This is a genomic window from Pantoea sp. X-Soil-TKNS-1207 (assembly GCF_059730485.1).
Window position 1 is genome coordinate 397,276 of sequence record NZ_AP035958.1, and the last position, 12,602, is coordinate 409,877.

Here is a 12,602-nt window from a genome sequence, read left to right on the forward strand (position 1 = left end):
GCGCCGCGGCTTATACCGACAGCCGCGGCGCGTTGTCCGGCCAGTGCTCACGGCAGCAGGCAATCCACGCCTGGGCGCTGCGCGACAAATAGCTGCCTTCACGCCAGATCAAACCCAGGCTCCACTTCAGTTCCGACTCCAGCGGCAGCCACAGCAGCGATTGCTTATCCAGCCGCTGACAAATCGGCTCCGGCAGGATCGCCAGCCCCATCTCCGCCTGCACCATCGCCGCCAGAAAATCCCACTGCCCACTGCGTACCGCGATATTCGGGGTTAAGCCGAGGCGGTGAAACGCCTTCATCAGCTGGCGATTGAGGGAAAACTCTTCGTTGAAAATCAGCAGCGGATGTTCCGCCAGCTCGGCCAGCGCCAGATGGGTACGATTCAGCCACGGTGCGGTGCGCGGCAGCAGCACGCAGAGCGGGTGATGCATCAGTTCCAGCGTGTTGAGGGGCAAATCGGGATCGACCGGCAGCGCGGTCAGCGCGATATCGAGGCTGCCCGCCAGCACCGCCTGCTGCACCGTCAGACCGCCGAACTCGGCAATTTTCAGCTCAACACCGGGATAGCGGCGACGGAACGCGGAAATCGATCCGGCAATCTGCATCCCCACCATCGGCGGAATACCGAGCCGCAGCTCGCCGGTCTTCAGTTGGTTGATATCGCCGATCTCGGCTTCCAGCTGGTGAAACTCCTGCAAAATCGCCAGCCCGCGCTGATACACCGCCTGCCCGCTGTCGGTGAGATGCAGCTTGCGCCCATCGCGCAGCAGCAGGGTACAGCCCAGCTCCTCTTCCAGCTGGCGCAGCATTTTGCTGATGGTGGGCTGGGTGACATAGAGCTTCTGCGCGGCGCGGGTGAAGCTTTGCTGGCGCACCACTTCGGTAAAGTAGCGCAGGGCGCGGACGTCCATAAAAGTATTCCTGATTGGCATAGATTGAATAATATTAATTCATTTTTTTCACACTCTGCCTGCGTTTTATACTGTGCACCTGATTTAATGACGGGGGAGAGGGGAAAATGGCGTTAGCACTGAGTCCGCGCAGAACGGACATCCTGCAACGTGTTTTCGTCCCGCTGCAGCTGGTGCTGTATGTGGGATTGTTTATGGCCTGCGACAAACTGGTGGGCTGGCTGCATTTGCCGCTGCCTGCCAACGTCGTCGGCATGATTTTGTTGTTGCTGCTGATTATGACGCGTGTGATACCGCTGCGCTGGGTCAAAGCGGGCGCCAATTGGCTGCTGGCGGAGATGCTGCTGTTCTTTATCCCGGCCGTGGTGGCGGTGGTGAACTACAGTGATTTGCTGCGCAGCGAAGGCTGGCGTATCTGCGTGGTGATTGCGCTGAGCACCCTGCTGGTGCTGGCTTCCACCGCGCTGGTGGTGGAGCGGGTTTATCGTTTTGAAGTGGCGCGGGCCGCGCGTAAGCAGGCGCAGCATGACTGACCTGATTATCAGCCTGATTTGTCTGGCGCTGACGCTGCTGGTCTATTACCTCAACAAACGCCTCTATCGCCGCTGGCGCACACTGCTGCTGATGCCGCTGGTGATGACGCCGCTGGTGCTGGTGGTGCTGCTGCTTATCACCCATGTGACCTGGCAGGACTACATCGCCGAAAGCCACTGGCTGCTGTGGCTGCTCGGCCCGGCCACCTTAGCCTTTGCGGTGCCGGTGTATGAAAACATTGAGATCATCAAACGTCACTGGTTATCTCTGAGCGCCGGGGTGCTGACGGCTACGCTGGTGTCGGTGTGCAGCTCGGTGTGGCTGGCGCGATTGCTAACCCTGCCGGAATCGATCCAGCGCAGCCTGGCGGTACGCTCCATCACCACGCCGTTTGCTATGGCAGCGGCGAAACCGATTGGGGGACAACCGGATCTGGTGGCGCTGTTTGTGGTGATCACCGGCGTGTTTGGTATGGCGGTGGGGGATGTGCTGTTTCTGCGTCTGTCGATCAAGCAAAGCGTGGCGAAAGGGGCCGGATTTGGCGCCGCGTCTCACGGCGCAGGCACCGCGCGCGCCTATCAGATTGGTCAGCAGGAGGGCGTGGTCTCCAGCCTGGTGATGATGCTGGCTGGGGTGGTCACCGTCATCCTTGCGCCCTTTATTGGTCACCTGATGTGGCAGGCGTAATGGCAAGAAATAACGGCCCGCAAGGGCCGTTTTGCTGTCTGCCGTAACCCATTTTTACGTAAAGCCTGTCAAATAAAGTTGTGTCCTGCCGCCTGGCTGTTTACCCTTTCCGCCGAATTAATTGTCCTTCATGGAGTGGAATTACATGTTAAAGCAACTTGTTACAGGAAGCGTACTGGGTCTGGCCCTGCTGAGCAGCGGCGCACAGGCGATTGAGGGCAGTGTTGACGTGGGTGAACACAGCACCAACCTCAACCTTGGCCTCGGTACCACCTCACCAGGTCTGTTCCTCAACGGCAACTGGCTGCGCAGCGATCACGACGGCAGCACCTACGGCCTGGGTCTGGGTTACAACGTTGATTTCGGCAACCTGCGCCTGGCACCGACCGCGAAAGCGCTGTTTACCCACCCGGAAGATGGTAAAGACGGTTTTGCTGTGGCATTGGGCGCGGGCGCGCAATACAACTTCAACAGCATGTGGGGCCTGTACGGCGGTTACTACTACGCGCCGGAAGCCTTCTCTGATCACCTCGACAACTACCAGGAAATTTCAGGCGGCCTGAGCTTCACGCCGATCTCCCTGCTGAACGTACGCGTGGGTTATCAGCACATCGAGCTGAACAACAAAGGCAGCCGTAAAGACAACGTGCTGGCCGATGGCCCGTACGTGGGCGCGTCTCTGCGTTTCTGATTATCTGCGGTCTGAACCCTCTCCCGCTTGCGGGAGAGGGTTAGGGTATCAGTGCGATTTCCCCTGCTGAATCCCCACGCCGGTCTGTGAACGAATAAACTGCCCACGGAAGCGGCTCCGCTCAATCGCCCCCTGTTCCGAACTGTCGGTGATAGAAAACAGCCAGGTACCGATAAACGCCGCCAGCATCGAGAACAGCGCCGGATACTCATACGGATACACCGGCGTAGCATGTCCCAGCACCTGTACCCAAATGGTCGGGCCGAGGATCATCAGCACCACCGCCGTCAGCAGCCCCAGCCAGCCACCAATCATCGCGCCGCGCGTGGTCAGTTTTGACCAGTACATCGACAGCAAAATAATCGGGAAGTTACAGCTGGCGGCAATCGAGAACGCCAGGCCGACCATAAAGGCGATGTTCTGCTTCTCAAACAAAATCCCCAGTGCGATCGCCACCACACCAAGCACCAGCACGGTGATCTTTGATACGCGCAACTCTTCACGCTCGGTTGCCTGCCCTTTGCGGATCACACTGGCATACAGGTCATGGGATACCGCCGACGCACCGGCCAGCGTCAGGCCCGCCACCACCGCCAGAATGGTGGCGAACGCCACCGCGGAGATAAAGCCCAGGAACAAGCTGCCACCCACCGCATCCGCCAGATGCACCGCCGCCATATTGGTGCCGCCAATCAGCGCGCCGCTGGCATCTTTAAACGCCGGATTGGCCCCCACCAGCAGGATCGCGCCGAAGCCGATAATAAAGGTAAGGAAGTAGAAATAGCCCATAAAACCGGTGGCCCAGAACACGCTTTTACGCGCTTCGCGGGCATCCGCGACGGTGAAGAAGCGCATCAGGATATGCGGCAGGCCCGCCGTGCCAAACATCAGCCCCAGCCCCAGCGACAGCGCCGAGATCGGATCTTTCACCAGTCCGCCGGGCTGCATAATCGCCGCGCCTTTCGGGTGCACCGCCATCGCCTCGGTGAATAGCGTGTTGAAGCTAAAGCCGGTGGCCTTCATCACCATAATCGCCATAAAGCTGGCCCCGAACAGCAACAGCACCGCTTTGATGATTTGCACCCAGGTAGTGGCCAACATGCCGCCAAACAGCACGTACATCACCATCAGGATACCCACCAGCACCACGGCGATATGGTAGTTGAGGCCAAACAGCAGCTGAATCAGCTTACCGGCGCCGACCATCTGCGCAATCAGGTACAGCGCCACCACCACCAGCGAACCGCAGGCGGAGAGGGTGCGAATCGGCTTTTGTTGCAGACGATAGGAGGCGACATCGGCAAAGGTATAGCGGCCAAGATTGCGCAGGCGCTCGGCAATCAAAAACAGAATCATCGGCCAGCCGACGAGGAAGCCGAGTGAGTAAATCAGGCCGTCGTAGCCGGAGGTATACACCAGCGCCGAAATCCCGAGGAACGAGGCGGCGGACATAAAATCGCCCGCCATCGCCAGCCCGTTCTGGAAGCCGGTGATATTGCCGCCTGCGGTGTAGTAATCGCTGCGCGAGCGGGTCCGTTTCGATGCCCAGTAAGTGATGCCCAGCGTAAACGCGACAAACACCACGAACATGATGATGGCTTCATAGTTGGTGGGCTGCTTCTGCACCGCGCCGGTAATGGCATCGGCGGCGAGCGCGCTGAGCGGGGCCGCCGAGAGCAGCAGAGGGAGCAGGCGTTTCATGATTTCACCTCGCTCAGAATCTGTCTGGTCAGGCGGTCAAACTCGCCGTTGGCGCGCCAGACGTAGATACCGGTCAGCAGAAAGGAAATCACGATCAGGCCAACGCCGATGGGAATGCCGCGCGTGACATTGGTGCCCGCATGTAACGGTGTGCCGAGCCAGGCGGGGGCGAAGGCGATCAGCAGGATAAAGCCGACGTACAGTACCAGCATGATCAGGCTGAGCAGCAGCGCAAAGGCCTGGCGTTTATGCACCAGCTCCTGAAAACGCGGATTGCTCTCGATTTGCTGCCAGACAGCTTCCTGTTGGGTAAGGGCTTCGTTCATCACAATATCTCCAGAGGTAAGGCAGGCAGAAATCTCACGGTAAAGTGATTTAACTGCATGAATATTCTAGTTATTTAATAAGTGCGATGTTGAAAAGAGAACGGCGTAGGGAAGGGGCGGCGGTGAGGAGCCTGCACGGACAGGCTGACACTCACCGCCGGGGTGATCGCCATCACGGCATGGTGATGGATTGTTTCTCTTCCAGCAGTTTTTCCACTACGCCAGGATCGGCCAGCGTGGAGGTATCGCCCAGATTGCTGGTATCGCCCGCGGCGATCTTGCGCAGAATGCGGCGCATGATTTTGCCGGAGCGGGTTTTCGGCAGCGAATCGGTCCAGTGCAGCACATCCGGCGTGGCAATCGGGCCAATCTCTTTACGTACCCAGTTGCGCACTTCGGTATACAGCTCTGGCGACGGCTCCTCGCCATGGTTCAGCGTAATGTAAGCATAGATCGCCTGGCCTTTAATGCTGTGAGGAATACCCACCACCGCGGCCTCGGCAATCTTCGGATGCGATACCAGCGCCGATTCAATCTCAGCGGTGCCGAGACGATGGCCGGAGACGTTCAGCACGTCATCGACGCGGCCGGTGATCCAGTAATAACCATCTTCATCACGACGCGCGCCGTCACCGCTGAAGTAGCGATTTTTGAAGGTGGAGAAGTAGGTTTGTTCGAAACGCTCATGGTCGCCAAACAGCGTACGCGCCTGGCCCGGCCACGAATCGACGATCACCAGGTTGCCTTCAGCAGCCCCTTCCTGCGGATTGCCTTCGTTATCGACCAGCGCCGGCTGCACGCCGAAGAAGGGTTTGGTGGCGGAACCGGCTTTCAGCTCGGTAGCGCCCGGCAGCGGGGTGATCATAAAACCACCGGTTTCGGTCTGCCACCAGGTATCGACAATCGGACAGCGGCCATCGCCAATCTTGTTGTAGTACCACTCCCAGGCTTCCGGGTTGATCGGCTCACCCACCGAACCCATGATGCGCAGGCTGCTGCGGTCGGTGCCGGCGATGGCTTTGTCGCCTTCGGCCATCAGCGCACGGATCGCGGTAGGCGCGGTGTACAGCAGCGTCACTTTGTGTTTATCGACCACTTCCGCCATGCGGCTCGGTTTTGGCCAGTTCGGCACGCCTTCAAACATCAGCGTGGTGGCACCACAGGCCAGTGGGCCGTAAAGCAGGTAGCTGTGACCGGTGATCCAGCCGACATCGGCGGTGCACCAGTAGACATCATCCGGGTGATAATCAAAAACATACTTAAAGGTGGTGGCGGCATACACCAGATAACCACCGGTGGTATGCAGCACGCCTTTCGGCTTACCGGTGGAACCGGAGGTGTAGAGAATAAACAGCGGATCTTCCGCGTTGACCGCCACCGGCTGATGTTGATCGCTGGCCTGCGCCATCAGATCGTGCCACCACAGGTCACGGCCCTCGCGCCAGCCGGTATCTTTACCGGTGCGCTTAAACACCACCACGTTCTTCACGCTGGTGACGTTCGGGTTGTTCAGGGCGTCATCGACGTTTTTCTTCAGCGGAATGCCGCGTCCGGCGCGCACGCCTTCATCGGCGGTAATCACCAGCTTCGCGCTGGAGTCAACGATACGTCCGGCCACCGCTTCCGGTGAGAAGCCGCCGAAAATAACCGAGTGCACCGCGCCGAGGCGCGCACAGGCCAGCATGGCGACGGCAGCTTCCGGCACCATCGGCATATAAATGGCGACCACGTCGCCTTTCTTCACGCCGAGGCCAATCAGCACGTTGGCAAAGCGGCACACTTCGCTATGCAGCTGGCGGAAGGTGAGAGTCTTGCTTTCACTGGCGTCGTCACCTTCCCAGATAATGGCGGGATGGTCACCACGGCTTTGTAAATGGCGATCAAGGCAGTTGGCCGCAAGGTTAAGCGTGCCATCTTCATACCAGCGAATGGAGATATTGCCTGGCGCAAAGGAGGTATTCTTCACGACGCTGTAAGGCGTCATCCAGTCGAGAATTTTGCCTTGCTCGCCCCAAAAGGTTTCGGGATCGTCAACCGACTGTTGATACAGCGCCGCATACTGCTCGGCATTAATCAGGGCATTTTCTGCTATGGCAGAAGGAACGGGATGCTTATGTACTTGGCTCATGGCTGACCTCCTTGAAGATGTTAATCATATGTCAATCAATGGTTAATTGAACCTTAGGCAGCAGGCTTTGTTTCTGTTTTGCAGTCTGGATCACGGCCTAAGGTTGTGGCTATTCAGGCGAAAAATGCCCCCTGTGGAATACGGTGCTGGCACAAGTAAGCCTAAGAAAGTTCTGGGCTTGCTGCGCAAAATAACAGCAAACGAACCCGCTGCCTTTTTGCACCATGATGCATAGCTATGCGGAAAATTATCGAATTAAAACTTTTCATAACAGCGGGTTATGGTTATGGGGTGGCGGCAGCATTTTATGCTACTGCGCAGGATAAGATTTAAGCTAACCCCCCAGGGGTTGCATTTACTGTAGTGAAAATGGTACTTATCTCGGCCCTGTTCAGCAGGTATCCACTCAGGCTGCATCACAGGACGCGCGCAAAACGCCCGCAAAAAAGTACCGGATGCAGTCGATTATAACCCTCTATTTTTATCGGGCTTTTGCTCACTTCCCTGTGTGTACCGTCTTCTGCACCTTCGCAGCAGAGCAAAGGGGTTTTAACTGAGGAAATAACGCGTTATGAAAGGTTTTAAACTCAGCCTCGCCTGGCAGATATTGATTGCGCTCATTCTCGGCGTAGTGGTCGGCACGGTGCTGCATAATCAGCCGGACGATCGTGAATGGTTAATCACCAATATTCTCAGCCCGGCGGGCGACATCTTCATTCATCTGATTAAGATGATTGTGGTGCCGATTGTCATTTCATCATTGATTGTCGGCATTGCTGGCGTAGGTGATGCGAAAAAGCTCGGACGCATTGGTGTCAAAACCATCGTCTATTTTGAAGTGATCACCACCATTGCCATTGTGGTCGGCATCACGCTGGCCAACGTATTCCAACCCGGCAGCGGCATTGATATGTCAACGCTGGCAACGGTGGACATCTCTAAATACGAAGCAACGACCCAGGCGGTGCAGGGTGCGCCACACAGCCTGGTCAGCACCATTCTGTCGCTGATCCCGCAGAACATTTTTGCCTCGCTGGTGAAAGGCGACATGCTGCCGATTATCTTCTTCTCGGTGCTGTTTGGTCTGGGGCTGTCATCACTGCCGTCAGAGCAGCGCGATCCGCTGGTGGGTCTGTTCCGTTCGGTTTCCGAAACCATGTTTAAAGTGACGCATATGATCATGCGCTACGCCCCGGTGGGTGTGTTTGCGCTGATTGCCGTCACCATTGCCAACTTCGGCTTTGCCTCGCTGTGGCCGCTCGCCAAGCTGGTGCTGCTGGTGTATGTGGCGATTCTGTTCTTCGCCTTTGTGGTGCTGGGCGGCGTGGCGCGTCTGTGTAAGCTGCGCATCACCACCCTGATGCGTATTCTGAAAGACGAGCTGATTCTGGCTTATTCCACCTCCAGCTCAGAAACCGTGCTGCCGCGTATCATGCAGAAGATGGAAGCCTACGGCGCGCCGAAGGCCATCACCAGCTTTGTGGTGCCGACCGGTTATTCGTTTAACCTCGATGGCTCCACGCTGTACCAGAGCATCGCCGCGATCTTTATTGCCCAGCTGTACGGCATTGATCTGTCGCTGACCGATGAAATCATTCTGGTATTGACGCTGATGGTGACCTCGAAAGGCATTGCTGGCGTACCTGGCGTCTCCTTTGTGGTGCTGCTGGCGACGCTGGGCAGCGTGGGTATCCCACTGGAAGGTCTGGCATTTATCGCCGGTGTTGACCGCATCATGGATATGGCGCGTACCGCGCTGAACGTGATTGGCAACGCGCTGGCGGTGCTGGTGATCGCCCGCTGGGAAAACCAGTTCGATACCGAGCAGGCCGCGGCTTACGAGCTGCAATTACGTACCCAGTCTTAACCTCAGACTTCCGCCAATCGGCGGAATAAGCCGAAATCTACCTTCACCCTGTCAGCGCTTCGTTGACAGGGTTTTTTTATTTGCAGGCGATCCCGGCTGAATCTTTATGGTTATATTTATATAACTAAAAGACAATAAAAATGACTATAATGTTTGCTGTGTGACTTTTTATGGTTATATTGCCTCTGCCCATCGTTCTTTTAACCATGGAGAGGAAAATGCCAGAGCTGGAATGGAAGGCAAGAGCGGTAAAGCAGCTCAGCAAGCTCCCTGGTAACGTCGCCGACGATATCGAGGAAAAGGTTGAGGAGCTGAAGAGGTGGCCGGATATCGCTCATCTGAAAGTGGAAAAGCTGACAGATGACAAGGAGAAGCGGTTAAAACTGGTGATAGGCAATTACCGTGTACTCTGGAAAATTATCAAAGGAGCACCCGTGATTATCGAGATTCAGGAAGTTCTGAGACGAACAACGACCACTTACAATAAGCGTTAACAGTGCTGCAAAAACACCCGTCAGCCTCGTCTGAACGAAAGTCGTCGTAGTCTTGCAGTCTATTTCTTTGGAGTTTAGCCCATGAGTACAATCCAATTCCTGACCGACGCGAATGGTAAAAGGCGCAGCGCCGTAATACCCATTGAGCTTTTTAATAAGCTGGTTGCGGAAAGCCTTCTGGACGCGTTTTTCGAACCCGTGCCTTATGAAGCTGGCGATAACGACGACGAGACGTTCCCCAACGAAGTCGTTAAGCTGCATCGCAAAAACAATGTTCCAATGCATGTTGCCTGGCGCTTGTATCGCGGCATGTCGCAGGATGATGTCGCTGCCGCGCTGGGGATCACCCAGGCAGGCGTATCGAAAATGGAGTCACGTACCAAACCGCAAAAGGCCACACTGGAGAAACTGGCGAAGATCTACGATTGCCGCATCACCCAGCTGTACCTGTGACACCGCATCTCCTGCACGATAGTGGAAAAATAGAACGGCCATAGACAGTCTGATCATCCTGATGATTTCTCCCATTCAGAGGGATCGCTTCTATGTCCGTTCGCATTGATGCCAGAAATTTTTCCGCAACGCATTGCCCCCATATCCTCCGTGCCGACACAAAACTGAAAAAATTTTCCCCACCTGAGTGAATTAAAAATTCATTGTGATATATATTTTCACCAATAAATTATTCTTTCACGGGAGTGGGTGCATGAAGATCGATCTCAGCCAGATGATCACCGAGGGCCGTAACCCGGCCAGCCAGAATATTGATGAGTTGTCGACCGAAGCGATGCTGCGGGTTATCAACGACGAAGATAAGCGGGTGGCGCTGGCGGTGGAAGCGATCGTGCCACAGATTGCCCGCGTGGTGGATGCTATTACCACGGCCTTCAGCCGGGGCGGTCGCCTGATTTATTGCGGTGCCGGCACGTCCGGCCGCCTCGGTATTCTGGATGCCAGTGAATGTCCCCCCACCTTTGGCACGCCGCGCAGCCAGGTCGTCGGTTTGATTGCCGGTGGACATACCGCCATTTTGCAGGCGGTGGAAAACGCGGAAGATAATTTTGCCCAGGGCGCGCAGGATCTGCGTGATATCCAGTTCAGCAATAACGACGTGCTGGTAGGCATTGCCGCCAGTGGCCGCACGCCCTACGTGCTCGGCGCGCTCGATTACGCAAAGCAGCAGGGAGCGTTTAGCGCGGCATTAACCTGCAACCCCAACAGCGCGATGGCGCAGGTGGCCGATGTGGCGCTGACGCCGGTGGTTGGCCCGGAAGTGGTCACCGGCTCCTCGCGTATGAAAGCGGGCACCGCGCAAAAGCTGGTGCTGAATATGCTGACCACCGGCGCGATGATTCGCAGCGGCAAGGTATACGGCAACCTGATGGTGGATGTGGAAGCCACGAATCAGAAGCTGGTGCAGCGTCAGATTAACATCGTCAAACAGGCGACCGAATGCGACGACGCCACGGCGCAGCAGGCGCTGGAGGCCTGTCAGGGCCACTGCAAAACCGCGATTGTAATGGTGCTGGCGGGTTTACAGGCGGAAGAGGCGCGCGCGCTGCTGAGTGATAACAACGGCTTTATTCGTCAGGCGTTACGCGAAGCAGGAGCGCAATAATGGCCGCCATCACGGAAACTCTGCTGCGCGATATTTTGCAGGGCGTCGGCGGTGGCGCGAACGTGGTGCAGTGCGGTCACTGCATGACGCGGCTGCGCCTGACGCTGGCCGATGCGCAGCTCGCCGATCACGCGCGGCTAAAAAGCCTGCCGGGCGTGCTTGGCGTGATCAACAGCGATGATCAGTTGCAGATCGTCCTCGGCCCTGGCAAAGCGCAGACCGCCGCTGAGAAGATGCAGGCATTGCTGGATGCCGGCGATCTGCACGCCATCGCCAGCGCGCAAAAGCAGCAGCTGAAGGCGAAGCAGACCAGCCGCCTGCATCAGTTTCTCGCGCGCTTTGCCACCATCTTTACCCCGCTGATCCCCGGCTTTATCGGGGCCGGTTTGCTGCTGGGATTTGCCACGCTGATTGAGCAGCTGTTCCATCTCACCACGCCGGGCGATCATCCCCATGCGCTGCTGGCGACCGTGGCCTATATGAAGGTTTTCGGCAAAGGGTTGTTTACCTTCCTCAGTATTTTGATTGGCTACAACGCGCAGAAAGCCTTTGGCGGCACCGGGGTGAATGGCGCGATTATTGCCTCATTATTTGTTCTCGGTTATGTGCCCACCGCCACCGTGGGTTATTACAGCGGCATGGAGAATTTCTTCGGTCTGACCATCGATCCGCGCGGCAATATTATTGGCGTGCTGCTGGCGGCGATATTTGGCGCCTGGCTGGAACAGCAGCTGCGGAAAATCATTCCCGACAACCTCGACATGATCCTCACCTCGCTATTTACGCTGCTGATTACCGGCGCGGTGACCTTTCTGGTGATTATGCCGATTGGCGGGGAGTTATTTAAAGGCATGTCGTGGCTGTTTATTCACCTGAATAATAACCCGTTTGGTTGCGCGCTGTTGGCCGGGCTATTTCTGATAGCGGTGATGTTTGGTATTCATCAGGGCTTTATCCCGGTTTATTTCGCGCTGATGGAGAGCCAGGGATTTAACTCGCTGTTTCCCATTCTGGCGATGGCCGGAGCCGGTCAGGTTGGCGCGGCGCTGGCGCTGTGGTGCAAAGCAGAGAAACATTCGTTGCTGCGCGCCCAGATTAAAGGCGCGATTGTGCCGGGTCTGCTGGGGGTGGGCGAACCGCTGATTTACGGCGTAACGCTCCCGCGTCTGAAACCCTTTATCACCGCCTGCTGCGGTGGCGCGCTGGGCGGCTTCTTTATTGGTCTGGTGGCGTGGCTGGGGTTGCCGGTGGGGATGAACACTGTGTTTGGCCCGTCCGGGCTGGTGACGCTGCCGCTGATGACCTCATCGCAAGGCATTTTTGCCGGGATGGCGGTCTATCTGGCCGGGCTGATGGTTGCCTGGGTGGGCGGTTTCCTCTTTACCTGGTGGGGCGGCACGCGCGGGGTGGATTTGAGTTAAGCGGTATGCCGGACGTTGGTTGCGCATGGATGCGCCCTGGCAACAGGCCACAAATTAAAACACTGATTTTATTTACCCTAAATAAAATTTTATTGATTCACGGCGTGAAAAATTCTGTCAAAGCGGGATATTTCCAGCTTTATTCGGGATTAAAATTAAACATTGGTGCTAAAGCCAGGTCCTTGTTCTGCCGAAAAGGTAAAAAAGCGTTATCAATCCCTT

The 12,602-nt window shown here is 56.7% G+C and carries 12 protein-coding genes; 8 read left to right on the top strand and 4 right to left on the bottom strand.

The window, feature by feature from the left end:
- Positions 1-10: 10 nt before the first annotated feature.
- Positions 11-913: a LysR family transcriptional regulator gene (locus AC6I8V_RS01745; protein WP_497844226.1), complete on the bottom strand. Its 903-nt coding sequence runs from the start codon at positions 911-913 to the stop codon at positions 11-13.
- A 107-nt stretch (positions 914-1,020) separates the two neighbouring features.
- On the opposite strand from AC6I8V_RS01745, the gene AC6I8V_RS01750 reads away from it, so the two are divergent.
- The 3 genes from AC6I8V_RS01750 to AC6I8V_RS01760 all read left to right on the top strand — a co-directional run bounded on the left by AC6I8V_RS01750 (position 1,021) and on the right by AC6I8V_RS01760 (position 2,825).
- Positions 1,021-1,446, top strand: a complete 426-nt coding sequence (locus AC6I8V_RS01750; RefSeq protein ID WP_497844227.1) for a CidA/LrgA family protein — start codon at positions 1,021-1,023, stop codon at positions 1,444-1,446.
- Positions 1,439-2,134 (top strand): LrgB family protein, encoded by a 696-nt coding sequence (locus AC6I8V_RS01755; RefSeq protein WP_497844228.1) that lies wholly within the window; start codon positions 1,439-1,441, stop codon positions 2,132-2,134. Before AC6I8V_RS01750 ends, AC6I8V_RS01755 begins: the two co-directional genes overlap by 8 nt.
- 145 nt (positions 2,135-2,279) lie before the next feature.
- Positions 2,280-2,825: a YfaZ family outer membrane protein gene (locus AC6I8V_RS01760; protein WP_497844229.1), complete on the top strand. Its 546-nt coding sequence runs from the start codon at positions 2,280-2,282 to the stop codon at positions 2,823-2,825.
- A gap of 48 nt (positions 2,826-2,873) precedes the next feature.
- Here the strand turns inward: AC6I8V_RS01760 and actP are convergent, their stop codons facing one another.
- From actP to acs, 3 genes are all read right to left on the bottom strand, one after another.
- Positions 2,874-4,526 carry a cation/acetate symporter ActP gene (actP, locus tag AC6I8V_RS01765; protein ID WP_497844230.1) on the bottom strand — a complete coding sequence of 551 codons (1,653 nt, stop codon included), beginning with the start codon at positions 4,524-4,526 and terminating at the stop codon, positions 2,874-2,876.
- Positions 4,523-4,852, bottom strand: a complete 330-nt coding sequence (locus tag AC6I8V_RS01770) for a DUF485 domain-containing protein (RefSeq protein ID WP_497844231.1) — start codon at positions 4,850-4,852, stop codon at positions 4,523-4,525. The genes actP and AC6I8V_RS01770 overlap by 4 nt, the downstream gene beginning before the upstream one ends.
- A gap of 172 nt (positions 4,853-5,024) precedes the next feature.
- The gene (gene acs / locus AC6I8V_RS01775; protein WP_497844232.1) at positions 5,025-6,980 is read right to left on the bottom strand and encodes an acetate--CoA ligase; all 1,956 of its coding nucleotides are present in this window, start codon (positions 6,978-6,980) and stop codon (positions 5,025-5,027) included.
- Positions 6,981-7,551: 571 nt separating this feature from the next.
- On the opposite strand from acs, the gene gltP reads away from it, so the two are divergent.
- The 5 genes from gltP (at position 7,552) to murP (ending at position 12,380) form a co-directional block, all read left to right on the top strand.
- On the top strand, positions 7,552-8,847 hold the full coding sequence (gene gltP / locus AC6I8V_RS01780) for a glutamate/aspartate:proton symporter GltP (RefSeq protein ID WP_497844233.1): 1,296 nt from the start codon (positions 7,552-7,554) through the stop codon (positions 8,845-8,847).
- 218 nt (positions 8,848-9,065) lie between these two features.
- Positions 9,066-9,341 carry a type II toxin-antitoxin system RelE family toxin gene (locus AC6I8V_RS01785; protein ID WP_497844234.1) on the top strand — a complete coding sequence of 92 codons (276 nt, stop codon included), beginning with the start codon at positions 9,066-9,068 and terminating at the stop codon, positions 9,339-9,341.
- An 81-nt stretch (positions 9,342-9,422) separates the two neighbouring features.
- Positions 9,423-9,794 carry a helix-turn-helix domain-containing protein gene (locus AC6I8V_RS01790; protein ID WP_497844235.1) on the top strand — a complete coding sequence of 124 codons (372 nt, stop codon included), beginning with the start codon at positions 9,423-9,425 and terminating at the stop codon, positions 9,792-9,794.
- A 253-nt stretch (positions 9,795-10,047) separates the two neighbouring features.
- Complete coding sequence (gene murQ, locus AC6I8V_RS01795) at positions 10,048-10,959, top strand: N-acetylmuramic acid 6-phosphate etherase (protein WP_497844236.1); 912 nt, start codon at positions 10,048-10,050, stop codon at positions 10,957-10,959.
- Positions 10,959-12,380, top strand: a complete 1,422-nt coding sequence (murP, locus tag AC6I8V_RS01800) for a PTS N-acetylmuramic acid transporter subunit IIBC (protein WP_497844237.1) — start codon at positions 10,959-10,961, stop codon at positions 12,378-12,380. The genes murQ and murP overlap by 1 nt, the downstream gene beginning before the upstream one ends.
- Positions 12,381-12,602: the final 222 nt, after the last annotated feature.

Coding starts and splice junctions, on each gene's coding strand:
- actP (WP_497844230.1), bottom strand. CDS start 4,526: ATGAAACGCCTGCTCCCTCTGCTGCTCTCGGCGGCCCCGCTCAGCGCG.
- gltP (WP_497844233.1), top strand. CDS start 7,552: ATGAAAGGTTTTAAACTCAGCCTCGCCTGGCAGATATTGATTGCGCTC.
- AC6I8V_RS01745 (WP_497844226.1), bottom strand. CDS start 913: ATGGACGTCCGCGCCCTGCGCTACTTTACCGAAGTGGTGCGCCAGCAA.
- murQ (WP_497844236.1), top strand. CDS start 10,048: ATGAAGATCGATCTCAGCCAGATGATCACCGAGGGCCGTAACCCGGCC.
- AC6I8V_RS01770 (WP_497844231.1), bottom strand. CDS start 4,852: ATGAACGAAGCCCTTACCCAACAGGAAGCTGTCTGGCAGCAAATCGAG.
- murP (WP_497844237.1), top strand. CDS start 10,959: ATGGCCGCCATCACGGAAACTCTGCTGCGCGATATTTTGCAGGGCGTC.
- AC6I8V_RS01790 (WP_497844235.1), top strand. CDS start 9,423: ATGAGTACAATCCAATTCCTGACCGACGCGAATGGTAAAAGGCGCAGC.
- AC6I8V_RS01755 (WP_497844228.1), top strand. CDS start 1,439: ATGACTGACCTGATTATCAGCCTGATTTGTCTGGCGCTGACGCTGCTG.
- AC6I8V_RS01785 (WP_497844234.1), top strand. CDS start 9,066: ATGCCAGAGCTGGAATGGAAGGCAAGAGCGGTAAAGCAGCTCAGCAAG.
- AC6I8V_RS01750 (WP_497844227.1), top strand. CDS start 1,021: ATGGCGTTAGCACTGAGTCCGCGCAGAACGGACATCCTGCAACGTGTT.
- acs (WP_497844232.1), bottom strand. CDS start 6,980: ATGAGCCAAGTACATAAGCATCCCGTTCCTTCTGCCATAGCAGAAAAT.
- AC6I8V_RS01760 (WP_497844229.1), top strand. CDS start 2,280: ATGTTAAAGCAACTTGTTACAGGAAGCGTACTGGGTCTGGCCCTGCTG.